This is a genomic window from Candidatus Methylacidiphilales bacterium (assembly GCA_033875315.1).
Taxonomy (GTDB): Bacteria; Verrucomicrobiota; Verrucomicrobiia; order Methylacidiphilales; family CAZTYG01; genus JANRJG01.
The window spans coordinates 22516-41089 of sequence record JANRJG010000024.1; the positions used below are offsets into that span (position 1 = coordinate 22516).

Here is an 18574-nt window from a genome sequence, read left to right on the forward strand (position 1 = left end):
GCGAGATGGGATTGGGGATCCAGCCATCAGCTATTGGACTGAGGGGAGATAGGATGCTTTTTTCAATCGACCCATGGATTGTGGATCTTGATCTGGCAATGCCGGAAATCCGCTGTGTTCCGGGTGGCCAGAACGAGAGCGTGGCATTTGGCCGTGGCGGCAATGAGGCTGTCGACAACAGGAAGTGGATTTCCTTTCAAGCCTGCCTCGGCTTGCATCCTGGCCCAGTGGAGCATCTCTTCTTCTCCCAGTGGCAGTATACGGCCCTCGAAGGCCGGGAGAAGTTGTTCATCCAACCAAGCTTCCAACGCCCGCCGTTTCTTTCCCCCGGACAGCATGAGCACCCCCTTGCGGATCTCGGCAACCGAGATCACGCTGATGAATTGGCAGGTTGTCGGCAATCCCCGAAGCCACCGTTCCACTTTGATGTCCGGTTGGGGCCGGGTGCTTTCGCAGAGGACATTGGTGTCGATCAGGTAGTTCATAAACCGACGTTGCGGGGCAGGTCTTTGCTGCGCGGTTGCACCAAAAGGGAGAGGTCTTCAGGGCAGGCGCGCAGTCGGTCCCAAACCGCCGTGCCGGTATTTCGGGTTTGGGACCATTCCTCGGCACTCACGATCACCACGAACGGCTTGCCGTGCTTGGTCACCAGTTGGGGTTTGCCCCGGGCCGCCTGGCTGGCGACCTTGGAAAAACGCTGCTTGGCCTCTTGGAGTTGATGGGCGGTCATGCGTACAAGCTAGCGGATTCTGACCTGTCTGTCCAGATTTTGCCCAACAGCGTCCCGCCCTTGCAAGTTTGGGCCGGGCTTTCTGGTTTCTCGTTTTTCAGACGCCGACCGGGGAAAGGATTCCCCGGCTACAGGAGATTTCTGCTTAAAACTTAATTCTTAAAAACTTAAAACTCGCTGCCCCACAGCGCCTCTGCGTCTCTGCGCGAGATGGGATTGGGGATCTGGCTATCAGCCATCAGCTGTCAGCAATTGGACTGAGGGGCTCGTTTAAAGATGCCGACCGGGGAAGGGATTCCCCGGCTACAAGGGGCTTTCTGCTTAAAACTCGCCCCGCCCTGCGCCTCAACGGTCGACGCGGGCACCGCCGCCGGCGGCCAGCTTCTTGACCTCGGCCAGGGAGGCCATGGAAGTGTCGCCGGGGGTGGTCATGGCCAGGGCGCCATGCGCGGCCCCATACTCGACCGCCTGTTGCGGATCGCCCAGGACCATCAACCCGTAGATCAGTCCGGAGGCAAAGCTGTCGCCGCCGCCGACGCGGTCCATGATTTCCAGGCCGGGCCGGTCCACGGAGTGGTAGAACTTCCCGCCGGTCCAAAGGATGGCGCTCCAATCGTTGACGGTCGCGCTCTTGACGCCGCGCAGGGTGGTGGCGACAGCCTGGAAGTTGGGATAGGCTTTGACCGCCTGGCCGATCATGCGCTGGAAGCTGTCCTTTTCCAAATTGGTGAGGTTGGCGTCAGCCCCTTCGACATGCAGTCCGAGACAGGCGGTGAAGTCCTCTTCGTTGCCGATCATGACATCGACGTTGTGGGCGATGGCCTGGTTGATTTCGCGCGCCTTGTCGGTCCCGCCGATGCCCTTCCAGAGCGAGGGACGGTAGTTCAAGTCATAGGAGACGATGGTGCCGTGCTTGCGCGCGGCGGTGGTGGCCTCGAGCACCACTTCGGCGGTCTGGGCGCCTAGGGCGGCAAAGATCCCACCGGTGTGGAACCAGCGGGCGCCCAGTTCCCCGAAGATGTGATCCCAATCGATGTCGCCCGGCTTGAGCTGGGAGGCGGCGGTCAGGCCGCGGTCGGAGCAACCGACAGCGCCACGGACACCGAAACCGCGCTCGGTGAAATTGAGGCCGTTGCGGACCGTGCGACCGATGCCGTCGTAAGGGGACCATTTGAGGAGCGAAGTGTCGACACCGCCCTGGAGGATGAAGTCTTCCAGCAGGCGCCCGATTTCGTTGTCGGCGAAGGCGCTGACCAGGGCGGTGCGCAGGCCGAAGCAGCGGCGCAGGCCGCGGGCCACATTGTATTCCCCGCCGCCTTCCCAGGCGCGGAAGGTGCGGGCGGTGCGGATGCGGCCCTCACCGGGGTCGAGGCGGAGCATGACTTCGCCGAGGGAGATTTCGTCGTATTGGCAGGTTTTGGGGTCGCGGAGATTCATGAGTTTAACCACTGATATTCACTAATGTTCACTGGGGGTTTATGGCAGGAAGTCTGCTTAAAACTTAATTCTTAATACTTAAGACTCCGGCGATGCCGGTGCCTTGGTAAGGGCCAAAGCCTCGCGGGTGAGCCGGGTGACGGCGGCCCAGTCGTTGGCTTCGGTGAGTTTTTTATCGACGAACCAGGAACCGCCGAGACCGGCCACGCTCTTGAGGGCGAGGTAGGGGGCGATGTTGCCGGCGTGGAGACCGCCGGTGGGGACGAAGCGAACGCCGGTGTGGCCGTAGGGGCCTTCGAGGGCCTTGAGGAAGGCGGCGCCTCCGGCCTGTTCGGCGGGGAAGAATTTCTGCACCTTGCATCCGAGGGCCAGGCCCTGTTGGACTTCGCCCGGTGTCATGACCCCGGGGATGAAATCGAATTTTGCCGCCTGGGCGCTGGCGATGGTTCGGGGATCGAGTCCGGGAGCGAGGCCGAATTGGGCCCCGGCGTCGATGGCGCGTTTGACCTGGCTGTCGTCCAGCAAAGTGCCCGCACCGGCCAACATGGCCGGGCATTCCTTGGCGATGCGGCGGATGGATTCCTCCGCAGCGGCGGTGCGGAAGGTGATCTCGATCACCCCCAACCCGGCCTCGAGCAAAGCCCCGGCCAGGTCGACTGCCTTGCCCGCATCCTCAATGACCACCACCGGCATCAACCGGCATTCCGCGAGTCGCTTACCCAGTTCGGCATTCATGGAAGAAAATCCTATCAGCCCAGCTTCGGGACGTCCAGCCAACGTCGTTCGGCCCAGGATTGGAGACCGAGTTCGGCCAGTTGCACGCCCTTGGCCCCTTCCCGGAGCGACCAACGGAAGGGTTCGTCCAGCACCACATGGCGCAGGAAGAGTTCCCACTGGACCTTGAAGGCGTTGTCGAAGGTGTCCTTGGTCGGCGCGGTGACCCAACCGTCCATGAACTTGATCGGGCTGTCGATGTCGGGGTTCCACACGCAGCGGGGCGTCATCGAGCCGTGCTGGATGACGCAGTCGCGCAGTCCGGCCACGGCCGAGCCGTGGGTGCCGTCCACCTGCAGGGTCAGGAGGTCGTCGCGGCGGACGCGCACGGTCCAGGAGGAATTGAAATGGCAGATGACGCCGTTCTGCAATTCGAAGGTGGCGTAGGCCGAATCATCGGCCGTGCACTTGTAGGGCTTTCCGGCCTCGTCGATGCGCTCGGGGATGTGGGTGGCTCCGAGGCAGGAGAGCGACTTGATGTCGCCGAAGAGGTTCTGGATGACGTATTGCCAGTGGCAGAGCATGTCGACGATGATGCCGCCGTCGTCCTCCTTGCGGTAGTTCCACGAGGGGCGCTGGAGCTTGTCGTGCTCGCCGGTGAAGACCCAGTAGCCGAACTCGCCACGGACGGAGAGGATTTTACCAAAGAAGCCGGTGTCGATGAGGTGCTGGAGCTTGAGCAGGCCGGGGAGCCAGAGCTTGTCCTGGACGACGCCGTTCTTGACCCCGGCCTTCTCGGCTTCCAGGGCAAGGGCCATCGCTTCTTTCGAGGTGGTGGCGGTGGGTTTCTCGCAATAAATGTGCTTCTTGGCCGCGATGGCCTTGCGCACGCCGATGGGGCGCTGGCCGGTCAGGGTGGCGTCGAAGTAGACCTGGTTGTACGGGTCCTTCAGGCAGGCGTCGAGGTCCGTGCTGGTGCGCTCGATGCCGTGGGCCGAGGCGAGGGCCTTGAGTTTTTCCGCGCTGCGGCCGACGAGGATGGGGTCGGGCAGGATGGTTTCGCCCGGACCGACCTTGATGCCCCCCTGCTTGCGGATGGCGACGATGGAGCGGATGAGGTGCTGGTTGGTGCCCATGCGTCCGGTGACGCCGTTCATGATGATGCCGATTTTGTGTTCTTTCATAAGGGGATGTTTGCCGCAAAGAGGCGCAAAATTCGCAAAACTAGGAAAATGACGGGCCTGCTTCGCTAAGGATGTATTTTTTGATTTGGAGTTTGGAGGAACCGAAATTGATCAGGAGACCGTGTTCGATACGGGACGAACGCAGGTAACCGAGGATTTGGGCGGTGTGATCTTCCGCGAGTACATTACAGGCTTTGATTTCCACGATGAGCCTGTTGTCGACGAACAAGTCGGCAAAATAATCCCCCAAGAGCGTGCCGTCTTCATCACGCACATGAAGCGGATGCTGTTGTTCCGCGGGAATGTTCAATTTCATCAACCGGTTCATCAAAGCGTTTTCGTAAATTTTTTCGAGGTGGCCGTGGCGGTGATACTTGTGGATGGCAAAGGAGGTTTCACGGATGGTGTCGCAAAGCTCAAAAATGGATGGGTTATTCATGACCCAAACACCTAACTGATCTTTAAGAATATCTCAACCCGATTCCTTTTATAAGTTATGTGATTCTTGTGCCTCTTTGTGGCCAAAATCAAGCCACCGGCTTCGCGGTGCATTGGGGTTGGGCCCCCTCGGGCAGGGCCGGGACGTCGATCCCCGCCTTGGGCAGGGTGCCTTCGAGTTCCTGGCGCCAATGGGCCACATCGCCGGCCGGGCCGTAGACGTAGATCATGCGCAGCGGGGTGTCGCCAATGTTGGTCAACTGGTGGAAGACGCCGCTGGGGATGTAGGCCGCCTGGCCGGAGTGGAGGACGGTGCGCTCGGAACCGAGGCACATCTCGGCCTTGCCCTCGACGATGAAATAAATTTCCTCTTGTTCCTGATTGTGCCAGGGGACCTGGCCGCCGTTGGGCTCGAGGGTGACGTTGCCCATGGCAAAGTTGGTCGCCTGGATGGGGGACAGTCCCCCGACGAGATTCTGGGTGCGGCGGCGGGCAGGATAAGTGCGGCCCGCGATCTGGGAGAGGTCGGCGATGATCATCAGATTTTTCCGAAGAAGGTGAGGTAGGGTTGGTTTTCGGCGAGGCGGAGGAGGTAAAGGGCGAGTTCGCGCAGGTGGTAGTCGCCCCACATGGCGGCTTCACCGCTGGGGACTTTGCGGCCGGCGGGGATGTGGTCCCAACCATTCGGACGGTGGTAGACGGTGTGGAGCAGCAAGCCCTCGTGGTTGGGATCGGTGGAAAGATAGGGTTCGGCAAAGAGGCTCCGGGCGGTGGTGAGTCCGGCGGCCATGTATCTCTTGGCGGATTCGGCATCCCCTTTCTTTTCCAGGTAACGTCCGAGTCGGAGCAGGCCCTGGGCGGCGATGGCGGCGGCGGAACTGTCGACGGGCTCGTGGTCGTTGAAGGGATCGGCAGGACGGTCGAGGTAGTTGCCGAGGTGGACCAGCCCGGGGGCACCGGTGTCCCAGTAGGGGATGCCGTCGACGGGGGTTTCGCGGAGGTAGAAGTCGGCCGTGATGCGGGCCACTTCCAGGAAACGGTCGAGGATCTTCTGTTTCCCACCGACGGCGGTGAATTCGGATTCCGGCAGCAACTCCAAGTATTCCAATTCTTCGGGGTAGCCACAGAGAATCCAGGCATGGCCGCGGGTCCAGGTGGTGAAGGGCGAGTAGCCCTGCTGGCTGGAGGGACAGCGGAAAGCACCGTCGGTCACGTTGAAGACGGCCTCGTGGACGACGCGGCCAGGGACGTCGTAGGCGTCGCGGCCCTTGCCGAAGAAAACGATGTAACGGGCCGTGGTTTCGGCGTGCTGGAGGGCGCGGTGGAGGAGGTTGATCTTCTGGTCGTTCTCGCCCATCAACCGGTGGCCGAGGCTGTGGGCCAGGACCAGGGCACGGAGGGAACGGATGGTGTCGGCGAAGAGCGACTGAGGGCCGTTGAAGGAACGGATGTAGCCGAGTTCGGCGTTGAGCTGGGTCCAGCGCGAGGCCTGGACCGCGCCGCTGGCCTTGAGGGCGAGGTCGTAGAAATGGCCTTCCCATGCGTTGGCAGGCAGGCGGCCTTCCTGCAGGAGGCGGCGGAGATTGCCGTAGGTGCTGACGTTGTTGAAGCCGTGGTCGTGGACGCCGACATGGGTGACGTGGCCGGCCATGCGACGGAGCGTGCCCTCGCGGCCGATCTGGAGCATCGACTCGTCACCGGTGGCATCGAATTGGAGGATGGCGGCGCCGTATTGGAAGCCCTCGGTCCATTCGGTCCACCCACGGGAGGTGTAACGTCCGGCGACGGTGAAGACGGGGGTGCCGTCGGATTCGCTCCAGCGTTTTTGCAGGGAAGCGATCTTGGGGGCGGAGGCCTCGAAGACCCGGCGGGCGCCGGAGACGAGGTCCTTCGGGGTCAGGGAGGAGTCGGAGTGAAGCATGACGGATTTACGATTTGAGATTTAAGATTTAAGATTGGGTAAATTGATCGGGGGAATGACGGCCTTGATTAGAGCCTTCTGAGGTGGAAGCCACCGTCGAGGTAGATGACGTCGCCGGTGCTGAAAGGGAAATCGCCGCGGCAGATGGCCCGGCAGGCCAGGCCGACGTCTTCCGGGGTGCCCCAGCGCTTTTGCGGCACCAGGCCACCACCGATGAGGGCGTCGTATTTTTCCTTCACGCCCGAAGTCATGTCGGTGGCCATGATTCCGGGGCGCAGTTCGAGGACCTGAACTCCCTCATCGGCCAGCCGGGTGGCCCAGAGCTGCGCCGCCATGGCCAGGCCGGCCTTGGAAATGCAATACTCCCCGCGGTTGACCGAAGCGGTGTCGGCGGAGATGGAGGTGACAAAGATGAGTTTGTAGCCCCCGGCGAGGGCGGATTCCCCCTTGTGGGCCAACCAGTGCCGGGCGGCATGCTGGCTGAGGAAGTAGGGACCTTTCAGATTGACGGAAAGGACCTCGTCGAAGATCTCCTCTTTGGCATCGGGCAGGTCGGCGCGCTCGCGGGGGGCGATGCCGGCGTTGTTGATCAGGGCGTCGAGGCGTCCGAGCTGCTTGAGGGTTTCGCCGACGAGGGCGGCGCGGTCTTCGGCGGAGGACAACTGGGCGGGCAGGGCGATGAAGCGCTGGGCCGGCTCCTTGGCCAAAGCGCGGCAAGCGGCGATGGTTTCATCGGCGGCAGCACGATTGGAAGCGTAATGGATGACGAGGTCGTAGCCCTCGGGGGCAAGGGTCAGGGCGACACCCCGGCCAAGGCCGCGACTGGAGCCGGTGATCAAAACAACGGGGCGGGTCATGGGAGGAATATGCCACTTTCGTCTTTCAAGCGCATCTGAGAAAGTCGCCTTTTTTAGCACAAAATCGACTTTATTGATTGATGCTGGGTGATACGCTGAAGGCCATGGGGAAGGAACCCCACCTTTCCCGGCCTGGGACTTTGACCGATGCGTGGATTCCGACCCTTACTTTTTTCCCAGCTCGACGCCTCTGCCGGAGGGGTGCGGTTGTTGCGTCTTTCGGTGAACCGCCATCTTCCCGCCCACCAGGAAGTGGAAGCGCACCGGCACCGGCATGCCCAGGCCCTGCTCTACCTGACGGGTCGCGGCGAGCAGGAGGTCCATGGCCGGAAGCACCCTGTTGCACCCGGCACCCTGGTCTTGGTGGGACCGGATGTTCCCCACGCCTTCCACCGGACCACGCCACGCGCCCCCCTCTGCCTGGTGATGGACTACCGCGACCCCCGGGGCGAGACCGCGGTGGTGAGACTTCCGGCGCTGATGATGCGGGAAATCCGCGACGGCCTGCACCACCTCGCCGGCCTGAGGCAAAATGCCGATACGGCGGTCGAGAGCGCGGGTTGGGCGCTGGTCTTGCTGGGCAAACTCCGGGTCCTGTCCCAAAACGGATCCCGCCTCCCTCCCCGGGGCGGCATCCGGGCCCGGTTGGAAAAGCGGCTGGCCGAGCCCGGGTCCTGGGCCCTGCCCATCGCCGTGCTGGCCCGCCAGTGCGGCTACCAGCAGGATTATCTCAACCGGAAAGTTAAAGAGGAAACCGGCCTGACCTTGAACCAATACCGGGCCCGGGTCCGCCTGGACCGAGCCCGGGCGGTTCTGGCCGCCGGGGGACGGAGCGCGGCGGCGGCGGAAGCGGCGGGGTTCGATGACGCCAACTACTTCACACGCTGGTTCCGCCAGCAGACCGGGACCCCGCCCGCCACCTGGCGGCGGAAGGTTTCCGAAAGCGGAAGGGCGGCAGTTGCAGCCGCCCCGCGGCCCGTCTAAGATAGCCGCGTGATCCACGCAGAACGGGCCCGCCTCGAGGCCGATGCCGCGCGACGGGAAAACTGGAAACGCTGGGGTCCCTACCTGGCCGAACGACAATGGGGCACCGTGCGCGAGGATTATTCCGCCGACGGCAACGCCTGGAGTTCATTCCCCCACGAACACGCCCGCAGCCGCGCCTACCGCTGGGGCGAGGACGGGCTGCTCGGCTGGACCGACCGGCAATGCCGGGCCTGCTTCGCCCTGGCCCTGTGGAACGGAAAAGATCCCATCCTCAAGGAACGCCTCTTCGGCCTCTCCGGGCCAGAGGGCAACCACGGGGAGGACGTGAAGGAGTGTTACCATTATCTGCGCGGCCTCCCCTCGCACGCCTATCAATCCGCCGTCTACAAATACCCGCAGGCCGAATTTCCCTACGACCAGCTCCGGGAGGCCGGCCAGAAGCGGAGCAGACAGGAACCGGAGTTCGACCTCGAACACACCGGCATCTTCGATGAAGGCCGCACGTTCGACATCCGCATCGAATACGCCAAGCGCACACCCGACGACACCCTGATCCGCATCACGGCAACCAACCACGGTCCGGAATCCGCCCCCCTCCACCTGTTGCCAACCCTGTGGTTCCGCAACAGCTGGTCCTGGGGCTGCGAACACGAGGGCTGTGAGATCAAGCCATCGCTCCGTCTCACTGGAGCGACACGGGTGGAAGCCCGCCACGCCACGCTGGAAGATTTCCACTGGCACATCGAAGCATCTGCCGCGACCGGACGTCCCCGGTGGTTGTTCACGGAAAACGAAACCAACACGACCCGCCTTTACGGTCTGCCCGAGTCCACCCCGCTGACCAAGGATGCCTTCCACGACGCGGTCATCCACGGCAAAAAAGCCCTCTGCCACACCGAACCCCGCGGGACCAAAGCGGCGGCATGGTACACATGGGAACTGGCGCCCGGGGAAAGCCGAACGCTCACCTGCCGCATCGTCACCACCGGCCGCGAAGGCGGATTCGAAGGACTCCAGGATGCGGACGATGTCTTCGAGATCCGCCGCGCGGAGTGCGAGTCCTTTTACGACATGGTCCTGCCGTCCACGCTGGGCGAAGACGAGCAGGAGGTGGCGCGCCAGGCTTACGCCGGGCTCCTCTGGAGCAAGCAGTTCTACCATTATGTGGTGGAGAGCTGGTTGAAAGGAGATCCCGCCCAGCCGCCTCCGCCCCCGGGACACGGCACCCACCGCAATGCCGACTGGCCGCACTTTTTCGCCCGCGATGTCCTCTCCATGCCGGACAAATGGGAGTATCCCTGGTTCGCCGCCTGGGATCTGGCCTTCCACATGATCCCTTTCGCCGAAATCGATCCCGACTTTGCCAAGGGCCAGCTCCTGCTGCTGTTGCGCGAATGGTATATGCACCCCAACGGCCAGATTCCGGCCTACGAGTGGAACTTCGGGGACGTCAATCCGCCCGTGCATGCCTGGGCGGCCTGGCGGGTCTATAAAATCACCGGGGAACGCGGACACCGGGATCTGGATTTCCTCGAACGGGCCTTCCAGAAGTTGCTGATCAATTTCACCTGGTGGGTCAACCGCAAGGATCCCCAGGGCCACCACATCTTCGACGGTGGATTCCTCGGACTGGACAACATCGGCGTCTTCGACCGCTCCAAACCCCTACCCGGCGGCGGCCGGCTCCAACAGGCCGATGCCACCGCCTGGATGGGTTTTTATTGCCTGACCATGCTCTCGATGGCCTTGGAACTGGCCAAGACCCGCCCGTCCTACGAGGACATCGCCTCCAAATTCTTTGAACACTTCGTCGCCATTTGCGACGCCATCAACACCCTCGGGGACGACGGTCTCTGGGACGAGGAGGACGGCTTCTATTATGACCGGCTGAAAATGAACGGAAGTTCCATCCCCATGAAGATCCGTTCCATGGTCGGCCTGTTGCCGCTTTGTGCGGTGGAAATCCTCGACGAGGAAGCCATCCACCATCTGCCGGGTTTCCGCAAGCGGCTGGAATGGTTCCTCAAGCACCGGCCCGAACTGGCCCGGCACGTCGAGGTCAAAGGCGGCAAGCGGCTGCTCGCCCTGGCTTCGCGAAGACGTTTGGAACGCCTGCTTCCACGGTTGTTCGACGAGGCGGAATTCCTATCCCCCCACGGCCTGCGTTCGCTTTCCAAGGCCCATTCGGCACAGCCCTTTGTTTTCCGCCACCAGGGCGAGACGATGGAGGTGCGCTACCAACCGGGCGAATCGGACAGCGGGCTCTTCGGCGGCAATTCCAATTGGCGCGGGCCCGTCTGGTTTCCGGTCAATTACCTGCTCATCGAAGCGCTGGAGCGTTACCACCATTTTTATGGAGACAGCCTGGAAGTGGAGTTCCCCACCGGTTCCGGCAACCGCATCCCCCTGGACGGGGCCTCACAAGCCATTGAAAGAAAAATGGCCTCGATCTTTCTTCCCGGTCCGGATGGCAGGCGGCCCTGCCATGCCGCCCATTCCCCCTACGTACACAACCCGGCCTGGAAAGACCTGCTCCTGTTCCATGAGTATTTCCACGGGGATACCGGGCAGGGCTTGGGGGCTTCACACCAGACGGGCTGGACCGCCTTGGTGACCCGTTGTCTCAAAAGCGGCTGCGGGGCATAAGCAGCATGGGCGGCATGAGCGCCGCCGGCCGGGCATCGGGCTATTTGCTTTCGGCATCGACGCGGGCTTTATCCGCCACCGCATCCGCTTCCGCTTTTTTCCGGTCGGCATCCAGCCGGGCCTGCTCGGTGATCCGGCTGGCTTCGATGTTGGCCTTGTCGACGGTGGCATTGATGTCGGTTTGGATCGTCGCATCCTTGGCCTGCACATCGACGGCCAGCTTGCGGTTTTAGATGGATTCGAGGGTGGCATCCCGGTGTTCGTTGATGGCCGCTTTTTCTTGATTGCAGGCGGCCAGGGTCAGAACAATCAGGGCAGGGATGGCGAGGAGGGCATGGGGGGGTTGTTTCATTTCCGGGCGTTTCTTCAATATGCAACCAACCGGCCGGGTTGGTGCGTGGGGTGGTGATGGTGTCCAGCCACAGAGGCCGGGAGATCAGTCCCCGGCTCCGGCTGGATTCCATGATGGAATGACTTGCCGGGCTTCCCATGGGGTCAAACCCTGCTTTTCCAGACCGCCATCCGTCAAAATCGCTTGCCAGAAAACGGGGGTGGCTGTTGAGTTGTCTATGGCCCACCCCCCGACCTCCCCCGGCCAGGAAAGCAAAAGTTCCTATCTCGCGGCCGAAGCCTTCTTCGCGCGGCACTCCGCCGAGGCGCTGACCTACGACGACGTTTCCCTGGCCACCAATTACTCCGAGATCCTGCCCCGCGATGCCCGGCTCGTCACCCGGCTCTCCCAGGGACTGGAACTCCAACTGCCGATCATCTCGGCTGATATGGATACGGTCACCGAGTCGGAAATGGCCATCGGCATGGCCCTCAACGGCGGGCTGGGCCTGATCCATTACAACCTGAGCGAAAAACAACAGGTCAAGGAAGTCATCCGGGTCAAGAACCACATCAACGGACTGATCCAGGAACCCATCACTTTCGGGCCCGACCAGTTGATCGGCGATGTCATGGAATTGGTCGACGAACGCAATTTCAAATTCCGCACGTTCCCCATCGTGGATGAAAAAGGCATCCTGGTCGGCCTGCTCCCCAGCACGGTGGTGCGCCCGCGCTACGCGGCCAAAAGCATCCGCGAGGCCATGATGCCCCGCCGGAGCATCCTGACGATCCGCGAGGACCAACTCGGCAACAACCCCGTGGCCGCGGCCGATTTTTTCTTCAGCGAGCACCTCGGCATCCACAAGCTGCTGGTGGTTGATAAAGACGACAAACTCCGCGGCCTTTTCACCCTGTCCGACATCGAGCGCATCACGGAAGAGAACACCTCGCGCACCCGCGCCGCCCGCGACAGCCAATTCCGTTTGGTTTGCGGGGCGGCCATCGCGGCCGCACGCACGGCCACGGGCGAACTGGACAAGGCGCGCATCCTCGACCATGTCGGCCATCTGGTCGATGAGGGCCTGGATGCGGTGGCGGTTTCGACCGCACACGGCCACACCCGCGGCGTGGGCGACTCCGTGCGGATGATCCGCGATGCCTTCCCCGATTTGACCGTCATTGCCGGCAACGTCACCAGTGCGGAGGGTGTGGAATTCCTGGCCGATTGCGGGGCGGACGCGGTCAAGGTCGGACAAGGACCGGGTTCGATCTGCACCACCCGGATTGTCGCCGGGGTCGGCATCCCGCAGTTGACCGCACTCCATGTGGCCTCCCAGGCAAAAACGAAGAAGCCCGTCCGCATCATCGCCGACGGCGGAATCAACAAATCGGGCGACATCGTCAAGGCCTTGACCCTGGCCGACGCGGTCATTTGTGGCGGCATGCTGGCCGGCTGCCGCGAGGCACCGGGCAAGATCATTGAAATCAACGGCAAGTTGTACAAGCAATACCGCGGGATGGGCAGCCACGAGGCGATGAAGGCCGGGTCGGCGGCACGTTACGGCCATGAGAAGAAAGACCTCAACCGCAAGGCCGCGGCCGAGGGTGTGGAAGCCCTGAAGGAAATCTCCGGATCACTGGATGATACCCTGGCCCAGCTGGCCGGGGGCGTGCAGAGCGGCATGGGCTATCTGGGGGCGGCCGATTTGGCGCAACTCAAAAGCAAGGCCCGCTACGTGCGTGTCACCTCGGCCGGCCAGCGCGAGGCCGCACCGCACGACATCATCGAGATCAAGACCACCAAGGATTGAAGCCCGGTGCCCGCGACCTCAGGCGGCGGGCAGGCTGACGTAGAAGACGGCCCCTTTGCCGGGCTGGCTGTCGCAACCGGCCCGCCCCCCCATGGCCTCGGCCACCCGTTTGACGATGGACAATCCCAGCCCGTAGGAACTCTCCCCACCGGTGGGCCGCGCACTCAGCCGGGTGAAGCGCTGGAACAGACGGGTCTGGTCCTCCTTGGTCAGTCCCGGTCCCTCGTCGGCGACCTCGATGCGGAGGCGCTTCGCGTCCTCCGCGCGGCATCCCACCGCCACCCGGCTGCCCGGGGGTGAAAACTTGATGGCGTTGGAGACCAGGTTGTCGAGGATCTGGCGCAACCCATCGCGGTCGCCCACGACGGTGGCATTTTCCACCGCGCTGGGAGGGCATTCCAACCGGATGTTCTTGGCTTGGGCCACGGGTTGAAGACGGGCGGCGGTTTCTTGAAAAAGCCCCTCGAGGGAGACCTTTCCCGGGTTGTATTTCAGGCCACCATGGTCGATGGCCTCGATGTCGAGGAGGTTGCGAACCAGGGAAGTCATGTAGTTGAGGATCTGGTGGGCGTTGCGGATTTCCTCGTCCTGCTCCGTGGGCGGAAGGCCTCGCAGGTTTTCCAGGGTCAACATCAGGGAGGTCAGCGGGTTTTTCAGGTCATGGGCGGCCATGGCCATGAGTTTGTTTTTTTGGTCATTGGCCGCGGCCAGTTCATCGTGTGCGCGCTGCAATTCGGCCTCGATCCTCCTCCGCTCGGCCAGTTCTTCCGCCAGGAACCGGTTGCGGAGCACAAAGACCAGGGCCACCGTCACGGCGGCCAGAACCAGTCCCATGGCCCACCAACGGTAACGCTCCCAATCGATCAGGTTGCGCCCCTCGACCGTGATCCACTTGGCCAGGATTTCTTGTTTGCGGATGGCGGGAAATTTTTCCAAGGCCCCGTCCAAATGGGCCGACAGTGCGGGGTTGTCACGACGGGTGGCCAGCCGGAGATCGAAGGTGAATTCATCGATGCCGCCGATCTTGAGATTGGTCAGACCCCGGCTGCGGATGATGTGGTTGGCCGTGACCAGGTTTTCCATCGTGAAGTCGGCATCGCCCCGCGCCACTTTCATCAAGGCCTCTTCGATGGTCGAAGTGTAGACCAGTTGCCTTGAACCTCCCCGTTTTTCGAGATAGTTCGTGGTGATGTAATCGCGCGGCATCGCCCCGCGTTCGTCCTTCAACTGCGCCAGCGCCGTGAGGAAGGGGGCGTTGTTGCGGACGACGATGGCCACCGGGACCGCCAAGTAGGTCCGGGTGAAAGCGAGGCTTTTTTCCCGCTCTTCCGAACGCGCGGTGCCGGTGAGGACATCCACCCGCCCCTCAGCCATCATTCGGAGACAAGTGCTCCAATCCTCGGCGGGCACCCATTCCACTTCCAAGCCGGCAGAACGGGCAACTTCTTCGAAGAGATCAATGTCCAGACCGGCCAGTCTTCCATCGCCGTTCCGGAATGAAAAAGGCGGCCACGCCGGATCGGCGGAGGCACGGATCACGCGGGAGGCCGGGTCCACCACCCCGTTGGGTGCCGCTTCAGTGTTTTCAAGGGGATGCGCCTTTGCCGGTCCTGCCGTCAGAAGGAGAAGGAATCCCGAGCTGGCCAAAAAAAGCCCGGCCGCGCCATAACGCAGCGCTCGAGCATGCCGCCACGGGAGCAGAGCCTTCACCGCGCGAGGTTGCCAGAAGGAGAAGCAAAGCCAAGCCCAGCTTCCGCACCTTCCAGGGGATCGCACTCATCCCATCGCTTCCCCGCCCTCGCCCGGCCAGGGTCATCATTTTTCTTGTCTAAACCGAACGGTCAACTATGTTTCACCCATGCGCTGTGGATCGGATTCCAAAGAAAAGCTGCTGCGAACCATGATCGAACTGATCTGGGAGAGCAGTTACGGCTCGGCCAGCGTCGATGATATCTGCAACCACGCTGGAGTGAAGAAAGGCAGCTTCTATCATTTTTACCCCTCCAAAGCGGATTTGGCGGCTGCCGCCATGGAGCACCACTGGCAGGAACGGGAGCCCGAAATGGATCAGATCTTTTCCTCCCAGGTCTCCCCTTGGGAGCGGCTTTCCCGTCTGGCCAAGGGCCTACTGGAAACCCAACGCGAGAAGCAGCGCACCTGCGGCAAGGTGCTCGGCTGCCCCTTTTTCACCATCGGGGTGGAAATGAGCACCCAGGAAGAAAAGCTCCGTCTGCAAACCGAACGCATGAACCAGCGCTACCTGCGCTATTACGAATCCGCCATCCGGGAGGGCATCGCCCTGGGCGAGATGGCTCCGGGAGACCCCGTGACCAAGGCACGCCAGGCCTATGCCTACGTCATGGGTCTGCTTTTACAGGCCAAAGTCCTCAACGAAACCAGCCCCTTGGAGTTGATCGAGCCGGGCCTCCACTCCCTTCTGGGAGTTCGCCTTCCTTTCGCCCAAGCCGCCTGAAACTTTTTGTCACACAAGTTAAACCAACCAGTCAACTAAATGCCATGAACACCCCACTCACCGCCTCCGAACCCACGGCCTATCCGGCCCTCTTCCAACCTCTGCAACTGGGCGAACTCACGGTCCCCAACCGTGTCTTCATGGCCCCCCTGACCCGCATGCGGGCCGGGGAAGGCCGGGTCCCGACCGACCTCAATGCCGAATACTACCGCCAGCGCTCATCGGCCGGTCTCATCATCAGCGAGGCCACCGTCATCTCCGAGCGCGGCAACGGTTATCCTAACACTCCAGGCATCCACACCGATGCCCAACTCGAAGGCTGGAAGAAAGTGACCACCGCCGTCCACTCGGCCGGTGGCCGGATCTTCCTCCAACTCTGGCACTGTGGCCGCGTCGGCCACTCCTCGCACTACAGCGATGGCCAACCCGCCGTGGCCCCCTCTGCCGTGAAAATCACCCGCGGCCAGGCCGCCACCTCCAGCGGCTACCAACCCCACGAAACTCCACGCGCCCTGGAGCTTTCGGAAATACCCGGACTCATCGAGGACTACCGCCGCGGCGCCCTGCGCGCCAAGGCCGCGGGATTCGACGGCGTGGAAATCCACAACGCCAACGGCTATCTGCTCGACCAGTTCCTCCGGGACGGCACCAACCACCGCACCGATGCCTACGGCGGCAGCGTGCAAAACCGAGCCCGACTGACCTTGGAAGTCACCGAAGCCGTGGTTTCGGTCTGGGGTGCGGGACGCGTCGGTATCCGTTTTTCCCCATCGGGTGTCTTCAACGACATGCACGACTCCGATCCCTATGCCACCTTCGGCCATGTGATCCGGGAACTGCAGCCCTACGGCCTGGCCTACCTCCACATCACCGAGGTAACGGCCCAGGACATCGCCCATGGGGCCAAAGAAGGCGTCGGTCCGCGCGAACTCCGGCCATTCGTCAAAACCAACCTCGTCACCGCCGGCGGCTTCACCGCCGCCAAGGCTTCGGAATACCTCTCCGAAGGCATCGCTGAAGCTGTGGCTTTCGGTGTTCCGTTCATCGCCAACCCCGACCTCCCCGAGCGCTTCCGCCGCAACGCCCCGTTGAACGAGCCCGACGAGTCCACCTTCTACTCGCCCGGGCCGAAGGGCTACACGGACTATCCCACTCTCGCTTGACCCAACAAACCCAGAAAGAACCAACCCCATGAATCTCCTCGAAAACAAAACCGCCCTCATCACCGGAGGCACCTCCGGTATCGGACGTTCCACCGCCCTCCGCTTCGCCCGTGAAGGCGCCCATGTCGTCGTTTCCGGCCGCCGCGAATCCGAGGGCCAGGCCGTCGTCGCCGAAATCAAACAAGCGGGCGGTGACGCCATCTTCGTCCGTGCCGATGTTTCCATCGAAGCCGATGTGAAGAACCTCGTCGAAACCACCCTGAATCATTACGGCCGTCTCGATATCGCCTTCAACAACGCGGGTGTGGAGTGGATGGGACCGCTGGACCAGGCCGATGAGGCCTCCTACCGACGGATCTTCGAGATCAATGTCTGGGGCGTGCTCTCCTCGATGAAACATGAAATCCCCGCCATGCTCCAAAGCGGCGGCGGATCGATCATCAACACCTCCAGCGTGGCCGGTCACAATGGCATGGCCCAGGTCAGCATTTACGTGGCCGCGAAGCATGCCGTGGAAGGTCTGACCAAATCGGTCGCCCTGGAATTCGCCAAGCAAAACATCCGCGTCAATGCCGTGGCCCCCGCCGCCATTGAGACCGAAATGGTCGACCGCTTCGCCGGCAAGGAAGGCGAGATGCGCCAGTATCTCGCCGGCCTGCATCCGGTCGGACGCATGGGTCTGCCCGGGGAGATCGCGGATGCGGTGACCTTCCTCGCATCCGACCAGTCCTCCTTCATCACCGGACACAGCCTGCTCGTCGACGGCGGCTGGACGGCCCAATAATCCAACAAACCAACCAACAAAAGTTAACGAAGGAAACGAAGCAAGGTACAGGGTGGGAATCCCAACCATGAGATCTGTATTGCTCCGTTGACTTTATTCTCTCCTGTTCAATCACCCCCATGAACATCCTCCTCGTCCACGCCCACCACGAACCGCAGAGCTTTTCCAGCGCCTTGGCCCGCCAAGCGGCGGCCACCCTGGAAGCAGCCGGTCACACCGTCACTTGGTCCGACCTCCCGGCCATGGGATTCAATCCCTTTTCCGGCAGGAACAATTTCACCACGGTGAAAAATCCCGATTACCTCAAGCAGCAGGTTGAGGAAATGCACGCCACGGAAAACAACGGATTCGCCCCGGAACTCGAGGCGGAGATCCGCAAACTGGAAGCCTGCGACGCCCTCATCTTCTCATTCCCGCTCTGGTGGTTCGGCATGCCGGCCATCCTCAAGGGCTGGGTCGACCGCGTCTACGCCATGGGCCGGATCTACGGCGGCCCGAAGCTTTACGAGAACGGGACCGGTCAGAGCCGCAAGCGGGCCATGGTCCTGATGACCACCGGTGGGGGCCCGGTCGCCTACAGCGGCCACGGGTTCAATCCTTCCATGGAAACTGTGCTCACGCCCATCCACCACGGGATCTTTTGGTTCAATGGATTCCTGCCCCTGGATCCTTTCATCGCCTGGTCCCCTGTCCGGCTCGAAGATGCGCAACGCAAGGAAATCCTGGCCCAACTCGACCGCCGCCTTGCCACCTTCTTCACCGAGGAACCGCGGAAGCTGCCTCCACTGGCCGATTTCCCCGAATATGGCGCGGACCGCAAGAAGCGCCTCCAGGTCATCGTCACGCGCACCCAGCCGGTGGACGACGGCTACCGCGCGCGCATCCCGGCGGAGCAGGCCACCGTGGCGGCCTGGATAAAGGACGGACGTCTGCTATCCTTCACCATGACTCCGGTCGATGCCGCCGACTGGAGGGCGTTCCTCACGTTCCGGGCCGAAGGCAAGGCAGAGGTGAACTCCTGGCTCCAGGAACTTCCGCTGGCCCCCTGGCTGGAATTCCAAATCCACGAGCTTTCCGATAACCCATAACCATCCAT

Annotated in this window: 19 protein-coding genes; 7 read left to right on the plus strand and 12 right to left on the minus strand. The window is 62.4% G+C overall.

Features of this window, described 5'->3' with window-relative positions:
- Nucleotides 1-62: 62 nt before the first annotated feature.
- From SFU85_07440 to SFU85_07480, 9 genes are all read right to left on the minus strand, one after another.
- Nucleotides 63-485, minus strand: coding sequence for a type II toxin-antitoxin system VapC family toxin (locus SFU85_07440; protein ID MDX6766606.1), 423 nt, complete (start codon nt 483-485; stop codon nt 63-65).
- Nucleotides 482-730 (minus strand): type II toxin-antitoxin system Phd/YefM family antitoxin, encoded by a 249-nt coding sequence (locus tag SFU85_07445; protein MDX6766607.1) that lies wholly within the window; start codon nt 728-730, stop codon nt 482-484. Before SFU85_07445 ends, SFU85_07440 begins: the two co-directional genes overlap by 4 nt.
- 345 nt (nt 731-1075) lie before the next feature.
- Entirely contained in the window at nt 1076-2167 is a 1092-nt protein-coding gene (locus tag SFU85_07450; protein ID MDX6766608.1) for a sugar kinase, read from the minus strand.
- A 78-nt stretch (nt 2168-2245) separates the two neighbouring features.
- Nucleotides 2246-2902, minus strand: coding sequence for a bifunctional 4-hydroxy-2-oxoglutarate aldolase/2-dehydro-3-deoxy-phosphogluconate aldolase (gene eda / locus SFU85_07455; protein ID MDX6766609.1), 657 nt, complete (start codon nt 2900-2902; stop codon nt 2246-2248).
- 14 nt (nt 2903-2916) lie between these two features.
- The gene (locus SFU85_07460) at nt 2917-4065 is read right to left on the minus strand and encodes a Gfo/Idh/MocA family oxidoreductase (GenBank protein ID MDX6766610.1); all 1149 of its coding nucleotides are present in this window, start codon (nt 4063-4065) and stop codon (nt 2917-2919) included.
- A 40-nt stretch (nt 4066-4105) separates the two neighbouring features.
- Nucleotides 4106-4504 (minus strand): GxxExxY protein, encoded by a 399-nt coding sequence (locus SFU85_07465; GenBank protein ID MDX6766611.1) that lies wholly within the window; start codon nt 4502-4504, stop codon nt 4106-4108.
- An 88-nt stretch (nt 4505-4592) separates the two neighbouring features.
- On the minus strand, nt 4593-5042 hold the full coding sequence (locus tag SFU85_07470; protein MDX6766612.1) for a cupin domain-containing protein: 450 nt from the start codon (nt 5040-5042) through the stop codon (nt 4593-4595).
- The gene (locus SFU85_07475) at nt 5042-6424 is read right to left on the minus strand and encodes a hypothetical protein (protein MDX6766613.1); all 1383 of its coding nucleotides are present in this window, start codon (nt 6422-6424) and stop codon (nt 5042-5044) included. The genes SFU85_07470 and SFU85_07475 overlap by 1 nt, the downstream gene beginning before the upstream one ends.
- A 68-nt stretch (nt 6425-6492) precedes the next feature.
- Complete coding sequence (locus SFU85_07480; protein MDX6766614.1) at nt 6493-7281, minus strand: 3-ketoacyl-ACP reductase; 789 nt, start codon at nt 7279-7281, stop codon at nt 6493-6495.
- Nucleotides 7282-7428: 147 nt separating this feature from the next.
- Between SFU85_07480 and SFU85_07485 the strand changes: the two genes are divergently transcribed.
- Together SFU85_07485 and SFU85_07490 are read left to right on the plus strand one after the other, a co-directional pair.
- Nucleotides 7429-8265 (plus strand): helix-turn-helix domain-containing protein, encoded by an 837-nt coding sequence (locus SFU85_07485; protein MDX6766615.1) that lies wholly within the window; start codon nt 7429-7431, stop codon nt 8263-8265.
- A 9-nt stretch (nt 8266-8274) separates the two neighbouring features.
- The gene (locus tag SFU85_07490; protein ID MDX6766616.1) at nt 8275-10914 is read left to right on the plus strand and encodes a hypothetical protein; all 2640 of its coding nucleotides are present in this window, start codon (nt 8275-8277) and stop codon (nt 10912-10914) included.
- 40 nt (nt 10915-10954) lie between these two features.
- Here the strand turns inward: SFU85_07490 and SFU85_07495 are convergent, their stop codons facing one another.
- Both SFU85_07495 and SFU85_07500 read right to left on the minus strand, forming a co-directional pair.
- Nucleotides 10955-11122, minus strand: a complete 168-nt coding sequence (locus SFU85_07495; protein ID MDX6766617.1) for a hypothetical protein — start codon at nt 11120-11122, stop codon at nt 10955-10957.
- Nucleotides 11123-11143: 21 nt separating this feature from the next.
- Nucleotides 11144-11266, minus strand: a complete 123-nt coding sequence (locus tag SFU85_07500) for a hypothetical protein (GenBank protein ID MDX6766618.1) — start codon at nt 11264-11266, stop codon at nt 11144-11146.
- Nucleotides 11267-11483: 217 nt separating this feature from the next.
- Here SFU85_07500 and SFU85_07505 point away from each other — a divergent pair, with 217 nt between their 5' ends.
- Complete coding sequence (locus SFU85_07505) at nt 11484-13058, plus strand: IMP dehydrogenase (GenBank protein MDX6766619.1); 1575 nt, start codon at nt 11484-11486, stop codon at nt 13056-13058.
- An 18-nt stretch (nt 13059-13076) separates the two neighbouring features.
- On the opposite strand, the gene SFU85_07510 is transcribed toward SFU85_07505, so the two are convergent.
- Entirely contained in the window at nt 13077-14768 is a 1692-nt protein-coding gene (locus SFU85_07510) for a transporter substrate-binding domain-containing protein (protein ID MDX6766620.1), read from the minus strand.
- A 148-nt stretch (nt 14769-14916) separates the two neighbouring features.
- On the opposite strand from SFU85_07510, the gene SFU85_07515 reads away from it, so the two are divergent.
- The 4 genes from SFU85_07515 (at nt 14917) to SFU85_07530 (ending at nt 18566) form a co-directional block, all read left to right on the plus strand.
- Nucleotides 14917-15531, plus strand: a complete 615-nt coding sequence (locus tag SFU85_07515) for a TetR/AcrR family transcriptional regulator (GenBank protein MDX6766621.1) — start codon at nt 14917-14919, stop codon at nt 15529-15531.
- 44 nt (nt 15532-15575) lie between these two features.
- Entirely contained in the window at nt 15576-16694 is a 1119-nt protein-coding gene (locus tag SFU85_07520; GenBank protein MDX6766622.1) for an alkene reductase, read from the plus strand.
- 28 nt (nt 16695-16722) lie between these two features.
- Nucleotides 16723-17478, plus strand: coding sequence for an SDR family oxidoreductase (locus tag SFU85_07525; GenBank protein MDX6766623.1), 756 nt, complete (start codon nt 16723-16725; stop codon nt 17476-17478).
- Between the two features lie 119 nt (nt 17479-17597).
- Complete coding sequence (locus SFU85_07530) at nt 17598-18566, plus strand: NAD(P)H-dependent oxidoreductase (GenBank protein MDX6766624.1); 969 nt, start codon at nt 17598-17600, stop codon at nt 18564-18566.
- Nucleotides 18567-18574 lie beyond the last annotated feature (8 nt).

Excerpts from the sequence above, each read along its gene's own strand:
- SFU85_07485 (MDX6766615.1), top strand. The coding sequence starts at position 7,429 with ATGCGTGGATTCCGACCCTTACTTTTTTCCCAGCTCGACGCCTCTGCC.
- SFU85_07440 (MDX6766606.1), bottom strand. The coding sequence starts at position 485 with ATGAACTACCTGATCGACACCAATGTCCTCTGCGAAAGCACCCGGCCC.
- SFU85_07470 (MDX6766612.1), bottom strand. The coding sequence starts at position 5,042 with ATGATCATCGCCGACCTCTCCCAGATCGCGGGCCGCACTTATCCTGCC.
- SFU85_07475 (MDX6766613.1), bottom strand. The coding sequence starts at position 6,424 with ATGCTTCACTCCGACTCCTCCCTGACCCCGAAGGACCTCGTCTCCGGC.
- SFU85_07525 (MDX6766623.1), top strand. The coding sequence starts at position 16,723 with ATGAATCTCCTCGAAAACAAAACCGCCCTCATCACCGGAGGCACCTCC.
- SFU85_07500 (MDX6766618.1), bottom strand. The coding sequence starts at position 11,266 with ATGAAACAACCCCCCCATGCCCTCCTCGCCATCCCTGCCCTGATTGTT.
- eda (MDX6766609.1), bottom strand. The coding sequence starts at position 2,902 with ATGAATGCCGAACTGGGTAAGCGACTCGCGGAATGCCGGTTGATGCCG.
- SFU85_07460 (MDX6766610.1), bottom strand. The coding sequence starts at position 4,065 with ATGAAAGAACACAAAATCGGCATCATCATGAACGGCGTCACCGGACGC.
- SFU85_07520 (MDX6766622.1), top strand. The coding sequence starts at position 15,576 with ATGAACACCCCACTCACCGCCTCCGAACCCACGGCCTATCCGGCCCTC.
- SFU85_07530 (MDX6766624.1), top strand. The coding sequence starts at position 17,598 with ATGAACATCCTCCTCGTCCACGCCCACCACGAACCGCAGAGCTTTTCC.
- SFU85_07450 (MDX6766608.1), bottom strand. The coding sequence starts at position 2,167 with ATGAATCTCCGCGACCCCAAAACCTGCCAATACGACGAAATCTCCCTC.
- SFU85_07465 (MDX6766611.1), bottom strand. The coding sequence starts at position 4,504 with ATGAATAACCCATCCATTTTTGAGCTTTGCGACACCATCCGTGAAACC.
- SFU85_07445 (MDX6766607.1), bottom strand. The coding sequence starts at position 730 with ATGACCGCCCATCAACTCCAAGAGGCCAAGCAGCGTTTTTCCAAGGTC.
- SFU85_07480 (MDX6766614.1), bottom strand. The coding sequence starts at position 7,281 with ATGACCCGCCCCGTTGTTTTGATCACCGGCTCCAGTCGCGGCCTTGGC.
- SFU85_07515 (MDX6766621.1), top strand. The coding sequence starts at position 14,917 with ATGCGCTGTGGATCGGATTCCAAAGAAAAGCTGCTGCGAACCATGATC.
- SFU85_07505 (MDX6766619.1), top strand. The coding sequence starts at position 11,484 with ATGGCCCACCCCCCGACCTCCCCCGGCCAGGAAAGCAAAAGTTCCTAT.